Source organism: Bradyrhizobium sp. JYMT SZCCT0428, assembly GCF_018131075.1.
GTDB lineage: Bacteria > Pseudomonadota > Alphaproteobacteria > Rhizobiales > Xanthobacteraceae > Bradyrhizobium.
This window is the reverse complement of record NZ_JAFCLS010000009.1, coordinates 142,047-157,806: the sequence shown is the minus strand read 5'-3', so window position 1 is coordinate 157,806 and position 15,760 is coordinate 142,047. Positions and strand designations below refer to the sequence as shown.

Annotated in this window: 12 protein-coding genes; 6 read left to right on the top strand and 6 right to left on the bottom strand. The window is 63.5% G+C overall.

Annotated features, from left to right (window positions below; translation table 11 throughout):
• The first annotated feature begins 16 nt into the window (after positions 1 to 16).
• Entirely contained in the window at positions 17 to 1,255 is a 1,239-nt protein-coding gene (locus JQ575_RS11875) for an MFS transporter (RefSeq protein WP_212033373.1), read from the top strand.
• Positions 1,256 to 1,307: 52 nt separating this feature from the next.
• On the opposite strand, the gene JQ575_RS11870 is transcribed toward JQ575_RS11875, so the two are convergent.
• The 6 genes from JQ575_RS11870 to hpaH form a co-directional block, all read right to left on the bottom strand.
• Entirely contained in the window at positions 1,308 to 2,936 is a 1,629-nt protein-coding gene (locus JQ575_RS11870; RefSeq protein ID WP_212033372.1) for a thiamine pyrophosphate-dependent enzyme, read from the bottom strand.
• Between the two features lie 28 nt (positions 2,937 to 2,964).
• The gene (locus tag JQ575_RS11865) at positions 2,965 to 3,834 is read right to left on the bottom strand and encodes a fumarylacetoacetate hydrolase family protein (RefSeq protein ID WP_212033371.1); all 870 of its coding nucleotides are present in this window, start codon (positions 3,832 to 3,834) and stop codon (positions 2,965 to 2,967) included.
• 9 nt (positions 3,835 to 3,843) lie between these two features.
• Positions 3,844 to 4,827, bottom strand: coding sequence for a 3,4-dihydroxyphenylacetate 2,3-dioxygenase (gene hpaD, locus JQ575_RS11860; protein WP_212033370.1), 984 nt, complete (start codon positions 4,825 to 4,827; stop codon positions 3,844 to 3,846).
• Between the two features lie 106 nt (positions 4,828 to 4,933).
• The gene (gene hpaE / locus JQ575_RS11855) at positions 4,934 to 6,469 is read right to left on the bottom strand and encodes a 5-carboxymethyl-2-hydroxymuconate semialdehyde dehydrogenase (RefSeq protein ID WP_212033369.1); all 1,536 of its coding nucleotides are present in this window, start codon (positions 6,467 to 6,469) and stop codon (positions 4,934 to 4,936) included.
• Positions 6,462 to 6,860 (bottom strand): 5-carboxymethyl-2-hydroxymuconate Delta-isomerase, encoded by a 399-nt coding sequence (locus JQ575_RS11850; protein ID WP_212033368.1) that lies wholly within the window; start codon positions 6,858 to 6,860, stop codon positions 6,462 to 6,464. The genes hpaE and JQ575_RS11850 overlap by 8 nt, the downstream gene beginning before the upstream one ends.
• Positions 6,861 to 6,891: 31 nt before the next feature.
• Positions 6,892 to 7,698, bottom strand: coding sequence for a 2-oxo-hept-4-ene-1,7-dioate hydratase (gene hpaH / locus JQ575_RS11845; RefSeq protein WP_212033367.1), 807 nt, complete (start codon positions 7,696 to 7,698; stop codon positions 6,892 to 6,894).
• A gap of 134 nt (positions 7,699 to 7,832) precedes the next feature.
• On the opposite strand from hpaH, the gene hpaR reads away from it, so the two are divergent.
• From hpaR to JQ575_RS11820, 5 genes are all read left to right on the top strand, one after another.
• The gene (hpaR, locus tag JQ575_RS11840; protein ID WP_212033366.1) at positions 7,833 to 8,363 is read left to right on the top strand and encodes a homoprotocatechuate degradation operon regulator HpaR; all 531 of its coding nucleotides are present in this window, start codon (positions 7,833 to 7,835) and stop codon (positions 8,361 to 8,363) included.
• A 213-nt stretch (positions 8,364 to 8,576) separates the two neighbouring features.
• Positions 8,577 to 9,674 (top strand): malate/lactate/ureidoglycolate dehydrogenase, encoded by a 1,098-nt coding sequence (locus JQ575_RS11835; RefSeq protein WP_212033365.1) that lies wholly within the window; start codon positions 8,577 to 8,579, stop codon positions 9,672 to 9,674.
• A gap of 40 nt (positions 9,675 to 9,714) precedes the next feature.
• Positions 9,715 to 10,494, top strand: coding sequence for an HpcH/HpaI aldolase/citrate lyase family protein (locus JQ575_RS11830; RefSeq protein WP_212000601.1), 780 nt, complete (start codon positions 9,715 to 9,717; stop codon positions 10,492 to 10,494).
• Positions 10,495 to 10,633: 139 nt separating this feature from the next.
• On the top strand, positions 10,634 to 12,157 hold the full coding sequence (locus JQ575_RS11825) for a UxaA family hydrolase (protein WP_212033364.1): 1,524 nt from the start codon (positions 10,634 to 10,636) through the stop codon (positions 12,155 to 12,157).
• 308 nt (positions 12,158 to 12,465) lie between these two features.
• Positions 12,466 to 15,738, top strand: a complete 3,273-nt coding sequence (locus JQ575_RS11820; protein WP_212033363.1) for a DUF2126 domain-containing protein — start codon at positions 12,466 to 12,468, stop codon at positions 15,736 to 15,738.
• Positions 15,739 to 15,760: the final 22 nt, after the last annotated feature.

The window sequence follows — 15,760 nt, the reverse complement described above, 5'->3', positions numbered from 1 at the left end:
GGGCGGGGAGCGAGACATGAGCAGCACAGACGTCAAGGCCGGCAGCGGCGGGGGCGCCAGCCGCACCGGCATCTATCTGGCCGTGCTGCAACTGATCTTCACGCTGGGCTGGACCACTTACGTCATCTATCTGCCGAAGCTTGCAGCGCAGGTCGGGATCGCACCCGGCATGGTGATCTTCATCCTGATGCTCGATCAGGCGATCTTCACCATCACCGACACCGCGATGGGAATTGCGGCCGACAAGATCGCACCCTTTATCGGCCGGCTCGGCGTCTTCGTCGGCATCCTGACCGCGATCTCCTGCGCGGCGTTCGTGGCGTTGCCGTTCGTGGCCGGCACGGGTCCGGGCGCGCAGGCCTGGTTCATCGTGCTGATCGTGATCTGGGTCGTGACCTCGTCGGCGTTGCGTGCACCGCCGCTGACGCTGCTCGGCAAGCATCGCGCGCGGTCACAGGTGCCGTTGCTGGCGGCGCTGGCGATGCCGGGTTACGGCCTGGCCGGCGCGATCTCGCCCTATCTCGGCACGGTGCTGCGCAACCACGATCCGCGGCTACCGTTCCTGATTTCGGGCGTCGTCCTGCTGCTCACCACGCTGGCGCTGTCGAAGGTCGAGCGCGACGCTGCGGCGCAAGCGCCTGCCCCGAGCGAGAAGGCGGTCCCAGCCAAAGCGCTCGGCACGATCCCGATGTTCTTCATCGCGTCGATGGTGATCCTGTCGCTCGGCTATCAACTGCACTTCAGCCTCAACAGCTCGTCGTTCTTCCTGCGTTTCACAACGCAAGATCAGTTGCAGTGGCTGCTGCCGGTGTTCTGGATCGGCTTTAACATCGCGATGTTTCCGGCGAGCGTCGTGGTCAAGCACCGCGGCGGGCTGGTCGTGATCGGCGCGGCCGGCCTGTTCGGTGCGCTGGCGGTGCTCACTGCCGAGCTGTCCGCCAGCCTCAACGTCCTTATTGTCGCGCAGTTCGTGGCGGGTGCGGCCTGGGGTTGCATGCTGATGAGCGCGGTATCGGCGGCGCTGGCGATCGGCGACACCGGCGCCGAGGGCAAGGTGATCGGGCTGATGTTTTCGGCGCTGGCGCTGGCGACCTTTGCGCGGATGGCGGCGGTCGCCGGCGGCCTGCAAAAGCTGCCGGAATACGCGCCGCTGTTGCACTGGGCGCCGGTGGCCTGCTGGGCGGTCGCGGGGGCGGGCCTGTTGGTGATCGCGGCGTCGCGAATGCAGCGCGGCCTGCAGGAGCGGAGAGTTTAACAGTCATTCCGGGTTCGTCGCTTCGCGCCGCCCCGGAATGACAGTGAAAAAATCACGGCTTCGCCGGATGGATAAATGTCCACGGGCTGACTTCCGAATCCGTCGGCACTTCCACCGAAATCACATAAGGCCCGCCATCGGCCAGCGCCTTTTCCAGCGCGGCGCGGAAACGATCGGGCGAGGTCACGCGCGCGGCGCCGACGCCGAAGGATTCCGCGAGCTTGACGAAATCCGGATTGACCAGATCGGACGCCACCACGCGGCCGTCGAAGCGTTCGCGCTGGTCGCGCCGCACATTGCCGTAGGCGTTGTTGTTGAAGACCAGCGTCACCACGCCGATCTTGAACTGCACGGCGGTCGACAGCTCCTGCACGCCGAACATGAAGCCGCCGTCGCCCGTGATCGCGACCACCGGCCGGTCCGGATGCGCGACCTTGGCGCCGAGCGCGGTCGGGAATCCCGAACCGAGCGTGCCCTGATAGCCCGAGGTAATGAAGGTGCGCGGCTCGTAGATCGGAAAACCGTACCAGGAGGCAAAGCCGACCTGCGACAGCTCGTCGGTGACGATGGCGTTCGCCGGCAGCACCTCGCGCAGGATGTTCAGATACGCCATCTGCGGCTGAACCTTCTGGATCTCCCGATGCGCGGCAGCGGTAGCTTCACGGATCGCGGAACGCCGTCCGCTGGTCCTGCTGTAACCGGCCTTCTTCACCGCGGCGACCAGATCGGCGGTGCCGGCCCTGGCGTCGGCGACCACGGCGGCGTCCGGCGTCAGCCGCCGCATTTCCGACGGATCGATATCGATACGGATGGACTTCAGGCCGGCCGGCTGGAACGGCCAGCGGAATCCCGATGCCGGCAATTCCATGCGCGTCCCGATTCCGATCATCAAATCGGTCTGCGGCCACAGCTTGTAGGCCGCCGCCATCGTCAGCCCGAGTTCATGCGCATTGGAGACGATGCCGCGTCCGCTGCGGAACGCCACCACAGGCGCATCGATCATTTCGGCGAGTTCGAGGATTTCCTCGCGTGCGTGGATCGCGCCGCTGCCGACAAAGATCATCGGCCGCTTGCTGCCGGATACCAGCGCCGCCGCCGCCTTGATACGATCAGGGTCAGGCTGCGGGGCCGGGAAGGGATCGAACGGTTTTGAACTGCCGACCTGCGCACGCTGCGTGAACACGTCCCACGGCATTTCGAGCGACACCGGGCCGCGGCGCCCCGACTGCATTTCCTGGAACGCGCGCGAGACCTTTGCCGGCGCGTCGTCGGGATATTCGATTCTATCAGCCCATTTGACGAAAGTTCGCAGCGTTGCGAGCTGGTCCGGCATCTCGTGCAGATGGCCGCGGCCCTTGCCGAGAAACGCCGTCGGCACCTGACCGGTCAGGCACAACACCGGCTCGTTACAACCGAACGCCGTGAGCAGCGCCGCGCTGGCGTTGAGCACGCCGGGGCCGGGGACCACGCTGAACACGCCGGGCTTGCCGCTGGCACGCGCATAGCCAAAGGCCATATAGCCGCAAGCCTGCTCGTGCCGCGCGCCGATCACTTTCAACTGTGCCTGATGGAAGGCGTCGAACAGCCCATAGACCTGCGCGCCGGGCAGGCCGAACACGGTATCGACGCCGTGCGCGACGAGGCCGTTGACGATCGCTTCGCCGCCGGATGTTGAAGTCATGTCACTGTTCCATCATTGCAAGGATTGATCAGGCTTCGTCGGCCACACCATTGCGCAGCACGCCGACGCCTTCGGCTTCGACCTCGATAACGTCGCCGGGCTTGAGGTAGCGCGGCGGATCGAAGCGTGCACCGGCGCCCGTCGGAGTTCCCGTCACGATGACGTCGCCGGGCACCAGCGTGGTGAAGGTCGAGATGTAGTTGAGGAGATAGCGGAAGCCGAAGATCAGCCGCGAGGTGCGGTCGTCCTGCCGCGTATCGCCGTTGACCTTTGTGGTCAGGCGGATATCCGCAATTTGTGCTTCGCTGGTGTAGGGAACCAGCCACGGGCCGAGACTGCCGGTGGAATCAAAGTTCTTGCCCTGGGTGACGTTGAATTTGGCGTGCCGCACCCAGTCGCGGATCGTGCCCTCATTGCAGAGCGTCACCGCGGCGATGTGATCCAGCGCGTCGCTCTCTTTGATGTGGCGGCCGGCCTTGCCTATCACCAGCACCAGTTCGCCCTCGTAATCAAGCTGCGCCGACGCGCGCGGACGCACCAGCGGCGCGTTGTGGCCGACAAAGGAACGCGGCGTGCGCATGAACATGCTGGGAAATTTCGGCGCGTCCTGACCGTCCTTGTACTCGGCGTTGCGATCCGGATAGTTCACGCCGATGCAGATGATCTTTTCCGGCGCCGGGATCGGCGGCTGCCAGGTGATGGCGTCGAGCGCATTGTCCGGCGAGCGCTTTGCGGCGTCCTCGGAAAGCTTCATCAGCGCACCGGCGGCAATGGCTTCGCGCAGCGTCGGATATTCCTGTCCGAAGCGGGCGAAGAGATCGACGATACCGGTGTCGGTGACGGCGCCGTATCTGGTGACGCCGCCGATCGAATAGGTCGCGAGGCGAGGTGAGGTCATCTGGGCGTCCTAATCTGCAATCGTGACGTCGGCGACGAACGCCGGTTCGCGCACCGCTTGCCCCGTGAACGGCGAGCCCTGCTCGAACCAGGAGCGCGGCGCCGGTGCGCCCCACAGCGTTTGCCGGCGCGGGTCCTTCAGCGACCAGCGCAGCGGCTCATGGTCGTGATCGCCGGTGAAATAGTCGCTGGTGTAGAGTTCGAGCCGATGGCCGTCGGGGTCGCGGATATAGAGGAAGAACGCGTTCGAAATGCCGTGGCGGCCGGGGCCGCGCTCGATGTTCTTCAAGAAGCCGCTGGACGCCATCACATCGCAGAGATGCAGCACGTTCATCGCCGTCGGCACCCAGTAAGCAAAATGGTGCAGGCGAGGGCCCTTGCCGTTGGTAATCGCAAAATCGTGCACGTTGCCCTTGCGGTGCATCCAGGCTGCGGCGATGCGGCCGTTCGGCCCGTCCTCCTCGCCATATTCGGTTAGCCGGAAACCGAGCCGCGCATAGAAATCGACGGTGCCTTGAACTTCGGCGGCGAAGACGTTGAAGTGATCGAGCCGCTGCGGATGGCAGCCCTTGTAAAGGTCGTAGCGCCGCAGCAGATGCGGGCGCTTCTCCATCGTTGCATAGAGTTCGATCTGGAAGCCGAAGGGATCGGTGAAGTGCAGCGTGCGGCCCTGGAACGGCTGCTCGGCGAAGGCATAGGTGATGCCGTTCTCGGAAAAGAAGCTGGCCGCCTTGTCGAGATCGCCGTCATTGCCGACCTTGAAGCCGAGGCGGTTGCACGCCGCCGCGTGCGCCTTGCGCAGCACCAGCGAGTGATGCTGATGCTCCTCGGCGCCGCGCAAATAGACCGCCTTGTCGTCGCGGTCCTCGACATGGAGGCCGACGGTCTTTTCGTAGAATTCGCTGCTGGCGTTCAGATCCGTCACGTCGAGCACGGCGTGGCTGGAGCGGATGATGTTGAACGGCGGATCGAAGATGTGTGTAGGTACGGGCATAAGGCGTTTCCTTGATTGGCTTCGTCATTCCGGGATGGTGCGTTAGCACCAGACCCGGAATCTCGAGATTCCGGGTTCGCTCCGCGCCCCGGAATGACGGTGATCCCTAAATTCCCAGTTTCTGAATCTTGTGCGTCCCGCGCGCCAGCGAGACGTGTTTGGTTTCCATGTAGAAGTCGAACGAATAGTCGCCGCCGTCGCGGCCGATGCCGGACGATTTCATGCCGCCGAACGGTGTCGGCAGATGACGAACGTTTTCGGAGTTGAGCCAGATCATGCCGGCTTCCAGTGCGTCAGCGACGCGCAGCGCGCGGCCCATGTCGCCGGTCCAGACGTAGCCGGTGAGGCCGTACTGCACGCCATTGGCGATTTCGATCGCGTCCTTCTCGTCCTTGAACGGAATCACGGTCAGGAACGGCCCGAACACTTCTTCCTGCGCGACACGCATTTTGGCGTGCGCGCCTGTGACCAGCGTCGGCTGCACATAATGCCCGCCGCCGGGACCGTCATGCGGCTTGCCGCCGACCGCAATGGTCGCGCCATCCTTCTGCGCGACCTCGAAATAGCTGCAGACTTTTGCAAGATGCCGCTCATGGATCAGCGGGCCGATCTCGGTGACGGGATCGAGGGGATGGCCGACGTTCAGCGCCTTGACCCGCACTGTCAGTTTCTCAATGAATTTTTCGGCGATGCCCTGCTGGACCAGCAGCCGGCTCGACGACGTGCAACGCTCACCGTTGAGCGAGTAAATCATGAAGACGACCGCATCCAGCGCGCGGTCCAGATCAGCGTCGTCGAACACGATCACGGGGTTCTTGCCGCCGAGCTCGAAATGCACGCGCTTCAGCGTCGGCGCACCTTGCGCCATGATCGCCGAGCCCGTCGAACTCTCGCCGACGAAACCAATTGCCTTGATGGCGGGATGCTCGGTCAGCGCCTTGCCGGCCTCCTCGCCGATGCCGTGTACGGTGTTGAGCACCCCATCGGGCACACCGGCCTGTTTTACCAGTTTTGCAAGGAGGTCCGCCGTCACCGGCGACCATTCCGCGGGCTTGTGCACGACGGTGCAGCCGGCGGCGAGCGCGGGCGCGATCTTCCAGGTCGAGAGCATGAACGGTGTGTTCCACGGCGTGATGACGCCGACCGGGCCGATCGGCACCCTCGTCGAGATGTTCCAGTGTTCCTCGCTCGGCGTGCTGAGTCCGTCACGGGCCTCCGCGCATCTGTCGGCGAAGAAGCGGAAATTCTCGGCGGCGCGGATCGCCGCCTTGGCCATGAAGCGGTGGGCCTGCCCGGTATCGATGCATTCGAGCACGGCGATATCGTCGGCGCGGTCTTCGATAGCGTCAGCGACGCGATGCAGCAGCTTCTTGCGCGTCGCAGCCGGCATGTCGCGCCAGGATTTGAATGCCTGCGACGCCGCCGTGGCGGCGCGGTCGATATCATCAGCCTTGCCACGTGCAACCGAAGCCAGCACCGCGCCATCGACCGGCGATCTGGTCTCGAAAGTTTGCCCTGAGATCGACGGCACCACCTTGCCGTCGATCATGTGGCCGATGCCCTCGTCTTTCAGCTTGGCGAGCAGGGGAGCTGCGCGGTCGCGGTTGGCCTGAAACACGTCTTTCGGGGTAACCTTATCCATTGACCGTCTCCACCTTCAGAGCTTCGTGGATGTTGTTGCGTTTCCAGCTGGTTTCCTTGTCGTTGATCTGCATGTCGAACGACAACGCGAATTTTGTCTCTGTGAATACCGGATCGAGATAGGCAGAGAGAGCTTTGAAGATGTGCTCGCCCGCTTTCTTCCGGGTGGCGAGGTCGCGGCCTTCGCCGAGCCGCAGCACCATGTCGAGGAAGCCGTAATTGTGCCTGTTGTCGGCGATCGCGTAGTGCTCGCATCTGATCGCGCGGACACGGATGCCGCCGAGTGGGAAGATGCCGGTTTCAACCGCGGCCTTGCGCACCAGTTCCACGACAGCACCCATATCGACGCGTCCGTCGAGGTTGGCGGAGTATTCGATCGTGAAATGCGGCATGTCGTTAACTCCAGCAGTTCCCGTTTCAGTATCAAGCGAAGTAGCAGCTCACCGAACCGTAGGGACCATAGTCGGCCTGGATCGTGTCGCCTTTGCGGGTTTCGATCGGGCGAATGAACGACCCTGCCAGCACTACTTGCCCCGCTTCCAGCGCCAGGCCATTCGGCGCGATCTTGTTGGCAAGCCAGGCCACCGAAGTTGCAGGATGGTTGAGCACGCCGGCGGCAAGCCCGGTCTCTTCCAGCTGGCCGTTGCGAAAGCACAGCGCGCCGATCCAGCGCAGGTCGGCGTCCATCGGGCGGATCGGCCGGCCGCCGAGCACGATGCCGGCATTGGCGGCGTTGTCGGCGATGGTGTCGAAGATTTTTCGTGTTGCCTTGGTTTGCGGATCGACCCGCTCGACGCGTGTGTCCAGAATTTCCAGCGCCGGCACCACGAAATCGGTGGCGTTGAGCACATCGAACATCGTGCAATCCGGGCCCGAAAGCCGAGTCTTCATCACGAACGCCAGTTCGGCCTCGACGCGGGTGGCGATGAAGCGGTCCGATGGTACCAGTCCGCCGTCGGCAAAGAACATGTCGTCGAGCAGGATGCCGGAATCCGGCTCGTTGATATTGAGCGCGCTCTGCATCGCCTTCGAGGTCAGGCCGATCTTGTGGCCTTTGACAATGCGGCCCTGCGCGATCTTCATGTCGACCCACGCCTTCTGGATCGCGTAGGCGTCGCCGATCGTGATGCCGGGGTGCTCGAGCGAAATCTGCCGGATCTGCGTGCGGGTCTTTTCCGCATGGTCCAGCCGCTCGGCGGCGGCGCGAATCTGGTCGTTGGAAAGGGCCATATATGCTCAGCAAAAAGATGGTGCCGGAATATGATTAACATGTTAAGTGATATTGATCAAACCGAATCCACGCTTGCTGCACCGCAAAACTTTATTCCCTTTGATCAGCATTAGTGATGGCGGACGATTGGCGGATGGCACGGAAGAAATCGCAGACGGAATCCAACACCGAAGCGGCCGAGACGGCGCGGCGCGCGCCGATGCGCGACTTCTCGCGTTCGCTGCCGATGTCGCTGCTGCGCGCCCGCGAAGCCGTGATGCGGCAGTTCCGCCCCTCCTTGCGCAATCACGGCCTCACCGAACAGCAATGGCGGATCCTGCGCGCGCTCACGACCGTGGATGCCATTGAAGTGACCGAGCTGGCGCGTGTCGCGTTTCTGCTGGGACCAAGCCTGTCGCGCATCCTGCGCGATCTCGAAGCGCGCCAGTTGATCGAGCGCCGTACGGCCAAGGCCGACCTGCGCCGCGCCGTTGTATCGATATCAGCCAAGGGACTGAAACTGATCGAGGCGGTGGCGCCGACCTCGGAAGCGATCTACGCCGAAATCACCAGCCGTTATGGTGCCCGCAAGCTTGCCGAATTGCAGGATATGCTGGGCGTGCTGGAACGCAGCCTCGTGGCCATGGAAGTGGCAGGCGAGGAAAGCGGCGAGATCGAGGAGTGAGCACAAATTTGCATGATGCTACCGGCGCCACGCATAGCGGGGAGGCAAATGATTGCAATCATTGCCCGAATGCGACTGAGGCCATAGACACGCATGCCATTTTTCGCTCAAAGTGCAGCCAAGCCGGTCATGAAAACCGGCACGGGAGCTAGCGGTTTCGTCGCGGGATGATGCGGCTGGACCGAACGACGAAGAACAGGCTGAACTCCAGACATGGTCACGATCCAAGTCAGCAATTTGATCAACTTCGTTGCCGAGGTCTTTTCCCGTTCGGAATCCTCCGCCGAAGAAGCAAGGCGCATCGCGACCTATCTGACCACAGCCAATCTCACCGGCCATGACAGCCACGGCGTGATCCGGGTGCCGCTCTATGTCAGCTGGAGGAAGACGGGAAGGGTGGTTCCCGATCAGACCGTCGAAGTCGTGGTTGATACGCCTTCGCTTGCGGTCGTCGACGGCAAGTTCGGGTACGGACAGACCGTGACGCCGCAGGCGGTGCGGATCGGCATCGAGAAATGCAAGAAGGCGGGGCTGGCCGCGATCGCGCTGCGCAACGCCGGCCATATCGGCCGCGTCGGCGACTGGGCGGAGATGGCTGCAGCCGAGGGCCTCGTCTCGGTGCATTTCGTCAACGCCGCCGGCTCGCTGCTGGTTGCGCCCTATGGCGGCGTCGAGAAGCGGCTGTCGACCGCGCCTTATTGCGTAGGCATTCCGCGAAAGGGCCAGGATCCGATCGTGCTCGATTTCGCGACCTCGGTTGTCGCCGAAGGCAAGGTGCTGGTCGCGAGCCGCGGCGGCAAGAAATTGCCTGCGGGTGCGCTGGTCGATGCCGACGGCACACTGAATGAAGACCCGGCGGTGCTCTATGGGCCGCACGGCGCGGAAGGCCCGCGCGATCACACCAAGGGCACCGGCGCGATCCGGGCGTTCGGCGAGCACAAGGGCTCAGGGCTCGCCTTCATCTGCGAACTGCTCGGCGGCGCATTGACCGGCACTGGTGCTACTTCGGCGGACCGGCAATTCGCCAACGGCATGCTCGCGATCTATGTCGATCCCAAGGTGATCGACACCAGCAATTTCTTCGACGGCGAAATCTCGCGCTATGTCGACTTCATCCGGGCCACCAAGCCGATCTCAGGCGTTGACGCCGTGCTGATCCCCGGCGATCCCGAGAAGAAAATGCGTGCCGACCGCACCAGCAACGGTGTGCCGCTGCCGGATGATACCTGGGCAGCGATCGTCAGTACCGCCCGTGAGGTCGGTGTCAGCGAGGTCAGTATCCAGCGGGCGGTGAGCTCAGCTGTTCAGTGAAATCCACCGATTGCAACGATCACAAAAGGAAACGCGATCAATGACTACAAACAACGTCAAGAAAGTCTGGGCTTCGGGCAAGGCCGTCGTCAACGCCTGGCTGGCCATCCCGTCAGGGTTTTCGGCCGAAGTGATCGCACAATGCGGCTTCGACAGCGTCACCGTGGATATGCAGCACGGCGTGCAGGATTATCAGTCGATGGTGCAGTGTTTCCAGGCGATGAACGGTCACCCGGTGACGCCGATGGTCCGCGTTCCCTGGAACGAGCCCGGCATCATCGGCAAGGTGCTCGACGGCGGCGCCTATGGCGTGATCTGCCCGATGATCAACACGCCGGAGGAAGCGAAGAACCTGGTTCAGTATGCGAAGTATCCGCCGAAGGGCACGCGCTCGAACGGCCCGATCCGCTCCGGCATGTACGGTTCCGCCGGCACCTATCAGCAGACCGCCAATGACGAAATCGTGCTGCTGCCGATGATGGAGACCAAGACGGCCGTCGAGAACATGGAAGCGATCCTCGATGTCGAGGGAATCAACGGCGTCTATATCGGACCCTCCGATCTCGGCTTCTCCTACGGCCTGGTGCCGAAGCTCGACCGCGAGGAGCCGGAAATCCTCAAGATCTACGAGAAGATCATCAAGGAATGCGGCAAGCGCGGCCTGCACGCGGGCATCCACTGCTCGGGCGCAGAAGGCGCCGTCCGCGCGATCAACATGGGCTTCAAGCTGGTGACGCTGTCCAACGAGAGCGGCCTGATGGCGACCTACGCCAAGATGCAGGTGAACCAGACCCGCAAGGACTCAGCCGGCAAGGCGTAAGCTCTGGTGTTCCGGACGCGATGCAGCGCTTCCTTGGCGGTGCATCGCAGAGCCGGGACCGATTTGTTGTGGTAAGACATGGGCCCCGGATCACCAGCATCCGGGGCACGATCGTTTTGAGATAGCCAGGAGACCTGTCATGGCCCCAGCCCCCGTGATCCGCTTGCACCCCGATGATGGCGTGCTGATTGCACGTTCCAGCCTGCCGGCGGGCATGGTCGTGGCCGACGGCGTCACCACGGTCGAGCGGATTCCCGCCGGCCACAAGGTGGCGATCAAGCCGATCGCGGCCGGCGAGCCGGTGCGGCGCTACGGCCAGATCATCGGCTTTGCGACGATCCCCATCGCGCCGGGCCAGCACGTCCACACCCAGAATTGCGGCATGGGCGATTTCGCCAAGGACTACGCGTTCGGCGTCGACGTTATCCCGACGCCGAATTTCGATCTGCCCGCGACCTTCGACGGCATCCGCCGTTCCGACGGGCGGGTCGCGACCCGCAACTATATCGGCATTCTCACCTCGGTGAATTGCAGCGCGCATGTCGCCGGTATCGTCGCTGACATGTTCAAGAAAAATCCGTTCACCGGCGACAATCCGCTGGCGGATTTTCCCAACGTCGACGGCGTGGTGGCGCTGACGCACAAGACCGGTTGCGGCATGACGCAGGACGAGCCGCTGGCGCTGCTGCGGCGGACGCTGGGCGGTTACGCGCGGCATGCGAATTTTTCGGCCGTCGTCGTGCTCGGCCTCGGCTGCGAGGTCAACCAGATCGGCGGCTTGATGCAGGAGCAGAAGCTCGCGGGCCGTCTGCGCGCGATGGACATCCAGGAAGTCGGCGGCACCCGCAAGACCGTGGAAGCCGGCGTCGCCTTTGTGCGCGAGGCGTTGATCGACGCGAATAAAGTGAAGCGTGAGCCGGTGCCGGCGAGCGAACTGACGGTGGCCCTGCAATGCGGCGGCTCCGACGGCTATTCAGGCGTGTCAGCCAATCCGGCGCTGGGCGCCGCGAGCGATCTGCTGGTGCGCCATGGCGGCACCGTGATCCTGTCGGAGACGCCGGAGACCTATGGCGCCGAACATCTGTTGACGCGCCGCGCGGTCAGCCGCGAGGTCGGCGAAAAACTCGTCGGCCTGATGCGCTGGTGGGATGAATACACGGCGCGGGAAGGCGCCGAGATGAACGCCAATCCGAGCCCCGGCAACAAGGCCGGCGGCCTCACCACGATCCTAGAAAAATCACTGGGCGCGATGGCCAAGGCCGGCACCACCAATCTGGTCGACGTGCTGAACTACGCCGAGCCCGTCACCAAGAAGGGTTTTGTGTTCATGGATACGCCGGGCTACGACCCGGTCGCGGCGACCGGGCAGGTGGCGGGCGGCGCCAATCTGGTCTGCTTCACCACCGGCCGCGGCAGCGTGTTCGGCTGCAAGCCCGCGCCCTCGATCAAGCTTGCGACCAACACGCCGATGTACACGCGCATGGAAGAGGACATGGACGTCAATTGCGGCACCATCCTCGACGGCCAGGAAACCGTGCAGGAATGCGGCCAGCGCATCTTCGAGCTGATGCTGAAAACCGCATCGGGCCAGCCGACCAAGAGCGAGAGTTTCGATTTCGGCAGCGCCGAGTTTGCGCCGTGGGTGATCGGCGCGACGATGTGATGTGAGGACAGGCAATCAGTTCCGTCATGCCCGGCCTTGCCGCCTTCGCTAAAGCTTCGGCGAGCCGGCGGCTCTTGGCCACGTCGGAGCCTTGGCGGAGACGGGTGCCGGGCATCCACGTCTTTCTTGCTTTCTAAGTGCGAATAGAAAGCAAGACGTGGATGGCCGGGACGAGCCCGGCCACGACGAGGTGGCTGGCAAAACGCCTCAATTCCGCACTTCCCGTAGGCACCCCATGCCCGTTGTTAGTGCTTGATGTCGACCGGAACCAGTGTTCTGCTTAAAAAAGCTGCTGGAGTAGCCTGTCCGTGTCGATCTTCGTCGCACTACATCACGTTACGCACTACAAATACGACCGACCGATCGACATCGGGCCTCAAACCGTACGCTTGCGGCCGGCGCCGCACACGCGCACGCCGATCCTGAGCTATTCGCTCAAGGTCACGCCTTCAAATCATTTCGTGAACTGGCAGCAGGATCCGCAAGGCAACTGGCTGGCGCGATTCGTGTTCCCGGAGAAGGCGACCGAGCTGAAGATCGAGGTCGATTTCTCGACCCAGATGACCGTGGTCAATCCGTTCGACTTCTTCGTCGAGCCCTATGCCACTACTTTTCCGTTTCAATATACCAACGATCTCAAGACCGAGCTGGCGCCATATCTGGCGACCTCGGACGAGGGGCCGCTGTTTGCCGCCTACCTGAAGGACATCCCGCGTGAGGCCGACAGCACCGTCAATTTCCTGGTCGGCCTCAACGCGCAGCTGCAGAAGAAAATCGGTTACGTCATCCGCATGGAGCCGGGCACCCAGACGCCGGAGGAGACGCTCGCCGCCGGCTCGGGTTCCTGCCGCGACTCCGCCTGGCTCCTGATCCAGATCTTCAGGCATCTCGGGCTCGCGGCGCGTTTTGTCTCCGGCTATCTCATTCAACTCCGCCCCGACATCGATCCGGTCGAAGGCCCGCGCGAGGTCGAAAGCGATTTCACCGATCTGCATGCCTGGGCCGAGGTCTATCTGCCGGGGGCAGGGTGGATCGGGTTCGACGTCACCTCGGGCATGCTGACCGGCGAGGGACACATCCCCGTCGCCGCCACGCCGCATTATCGTTCGGCGGCGCCGATTTCAGGCAGCGCCGGCTTTGCCAATGTCGAGTTCGGCTTCGAGATGAGCGTCAAGCGCATCCGCGAGGCCCCGCGGATCACGCGGCCGTTCTCGGACGAATCCTGGTCGCGTCTCGACAGGCTCGGCGAGGCGGTCGATGCCGATCTGAAAAAGGACGACGTGCGGCTGACGATGGGCGGCGAGCCGACCTTCGTCTCGGTCGACGATCTGGAATCGCCGGAATGGAATATCGCTGCCGTCGGCCCGACCAAGCGCGCGCTGGCCGACGATTTGATCCGCAAATTGCATGCGCGTTTCGCGCCTGGCGGCCTGCTGCATTACGGGCAGGGCAAATGGTATCCGGGCGAGAGCCTGCCACGCTGGGCGTTCGGGCTTTATTGGCGCAAGGATGGCGTGCCGATCTGGAAGAACGCCGACCTGATTGCGAGCATCGAAAATCCGCGCAAGGCCGAAATCGCCGACGCCGAACATTTTGCCGAAGGCGTCGCACAAAAGCTCGGACTCGCGACGGACTACGTGCTGCCCGCCTTCGAAGACACCGCGCATTGGCTGCAGAAGGAAGCGGCGCTGCCGGCCAATGTCGATCCGACCGACTCCAAATTGGCCGATCCGGAAGAGCGCTCACGGATGGCGCGGGTGTTCGATTCCGGGCTCAACAAGCCCAAGGGATTTGTGCTGCCGATCCAGCGCTGGAACGAGGCCTTCAAGCACCCGCCAGGGCACTGGCGCAGCGAACGCTGGAAGATCCGGCGCGGCCATCTGTTCCTGTTTCCAGGCGATTCTCCGCTGGGCCTGCGGCTGCCGATCGCTTCGCTGGAACACATTCCGCCGGAAGAATATCCCTACATCGTCGAGCAGGATCCGATGGAGCCGCGCGACGAACTGCCAACGTCCGGCCAAGATCAGACGGAAGCCGAAAAGAAAAAAGAGAAGCCAAAACTCGAACCCGTGCGCACGGCGATGTCGATCGAAATCCGCGACGGCATCCTCTGCGCCTTCATGCCGCCGGTCGAGAAGGTCGACGATTATCTGGAGCTGGTCACGGCGGTAGAAGCGACCGCCGAAGAGCTGCAGTTGCAGGTCCATGTCGAGGGCTATTCGCCGCCGTATGATCCGCGCGTCGAAGTCATCAAGGTCACGCCCGATCCCGGCGTGATCGAGATCAACATCCAGCCGGCGCAAAGCTGGCGCGAGGCGGTCGATATCACCTACGGCCTTTACGAGGATGCTGCCAAGACGCGCCTCGGCGCCAACCGTTTCCTGGTCGACGGCCGTCACACCGGCACCGGCGGCGGCAACCACGTCGTGGTCGGCGGCAGCACGCCGCAAGATTCACCGTTCCTGCGCCGGCCCGATCTGTTGAAGAGCCTTGTGCTGTACTGGCAGCGTCATCCGTCGCTGTCCTATCTGTTCTCGGGCATGTTCATCGGCCCGACCAGCCAGGCGCCGCGTATCGACGAGGCGCGGCATGACGGGCTCTATGAACTGGAAATCGCGCTGGCGCACGTGCCGCCGCCGGGCATCGAGGCGCCGCTATGGCTGGTCGACCGCCTGTTCCGGCACATCCTGGTCGACATAACAGGCAACACCCATCGCGCCGAAATCTGCATCGACAAGCTCTATTCGCCTGATGGCCCGACCGGCCGACTCGGACTGGTCGAGTTCCGCGCGCTGGAAATGCCGCCCGATCCGCGCATGTCGCTGGCGCAGCAACTCTTGATCCGGGCGCTGATCGCAAAAATGTGGCGCGAACCGCAACAAGGCCAGTTCGTGCGCTGGGGCACCACGCTGCATGACCGCTTCATGCTGCCGCATTTTCTCTGGGAAGACTTTTTGGGCGTGCTCGAAGAGCTCAAGCAGTCCGGCTACGAATTTTCACCGGAATGGTATTCCGCGCAGCTCGAATTTCGTTTCCCGGTGTTCGGCCGGGTTCATCACGGCGGCGTTTCGCTGGAACTGCGGCAGGCGCTGGAGCCGTGGCACGTGCTCGGCGAGGAGGGCTCGGCCGGCGGCACCGTGCGCTATGTCGATTCGTCGGTGGAACGGTTGCAGATCAAGGCGTCTGGCTTCGTCGAAGGCCGCCACGTCGTCACCTGCAATGGCCGGCGGATGCCGATGACGGCCACCGGCCGCTCCGGAGAGGCGGTCGCCGGTGTCCGTTTCAAGGCCTGGCAACCGGCGTCCGGGCTGCATCCGACCATTCCGGTCCACGCCCCGCTGACATTTGATTTAATTGATACCTGGAACGGCCGCTCGCTCGGCGGCTGCGTCTACCATGTCGCCCATCCCGGCGGCCGCAGCTATGACACCAAGCCGGTCAATTCCTACGAGGCCGAGGCGCGGCGGCTGGCCCGGTTTCAGGACCACGGCCACACCCCGGGAAAGGTCGATCTGCCGCCCGAGGAACGCACAATAGAATTTCCTTTGACGCTCGACTTGAGGACGCCGCTCCGGCACTAAAGGCGCTGAGATCGGAGAGTCG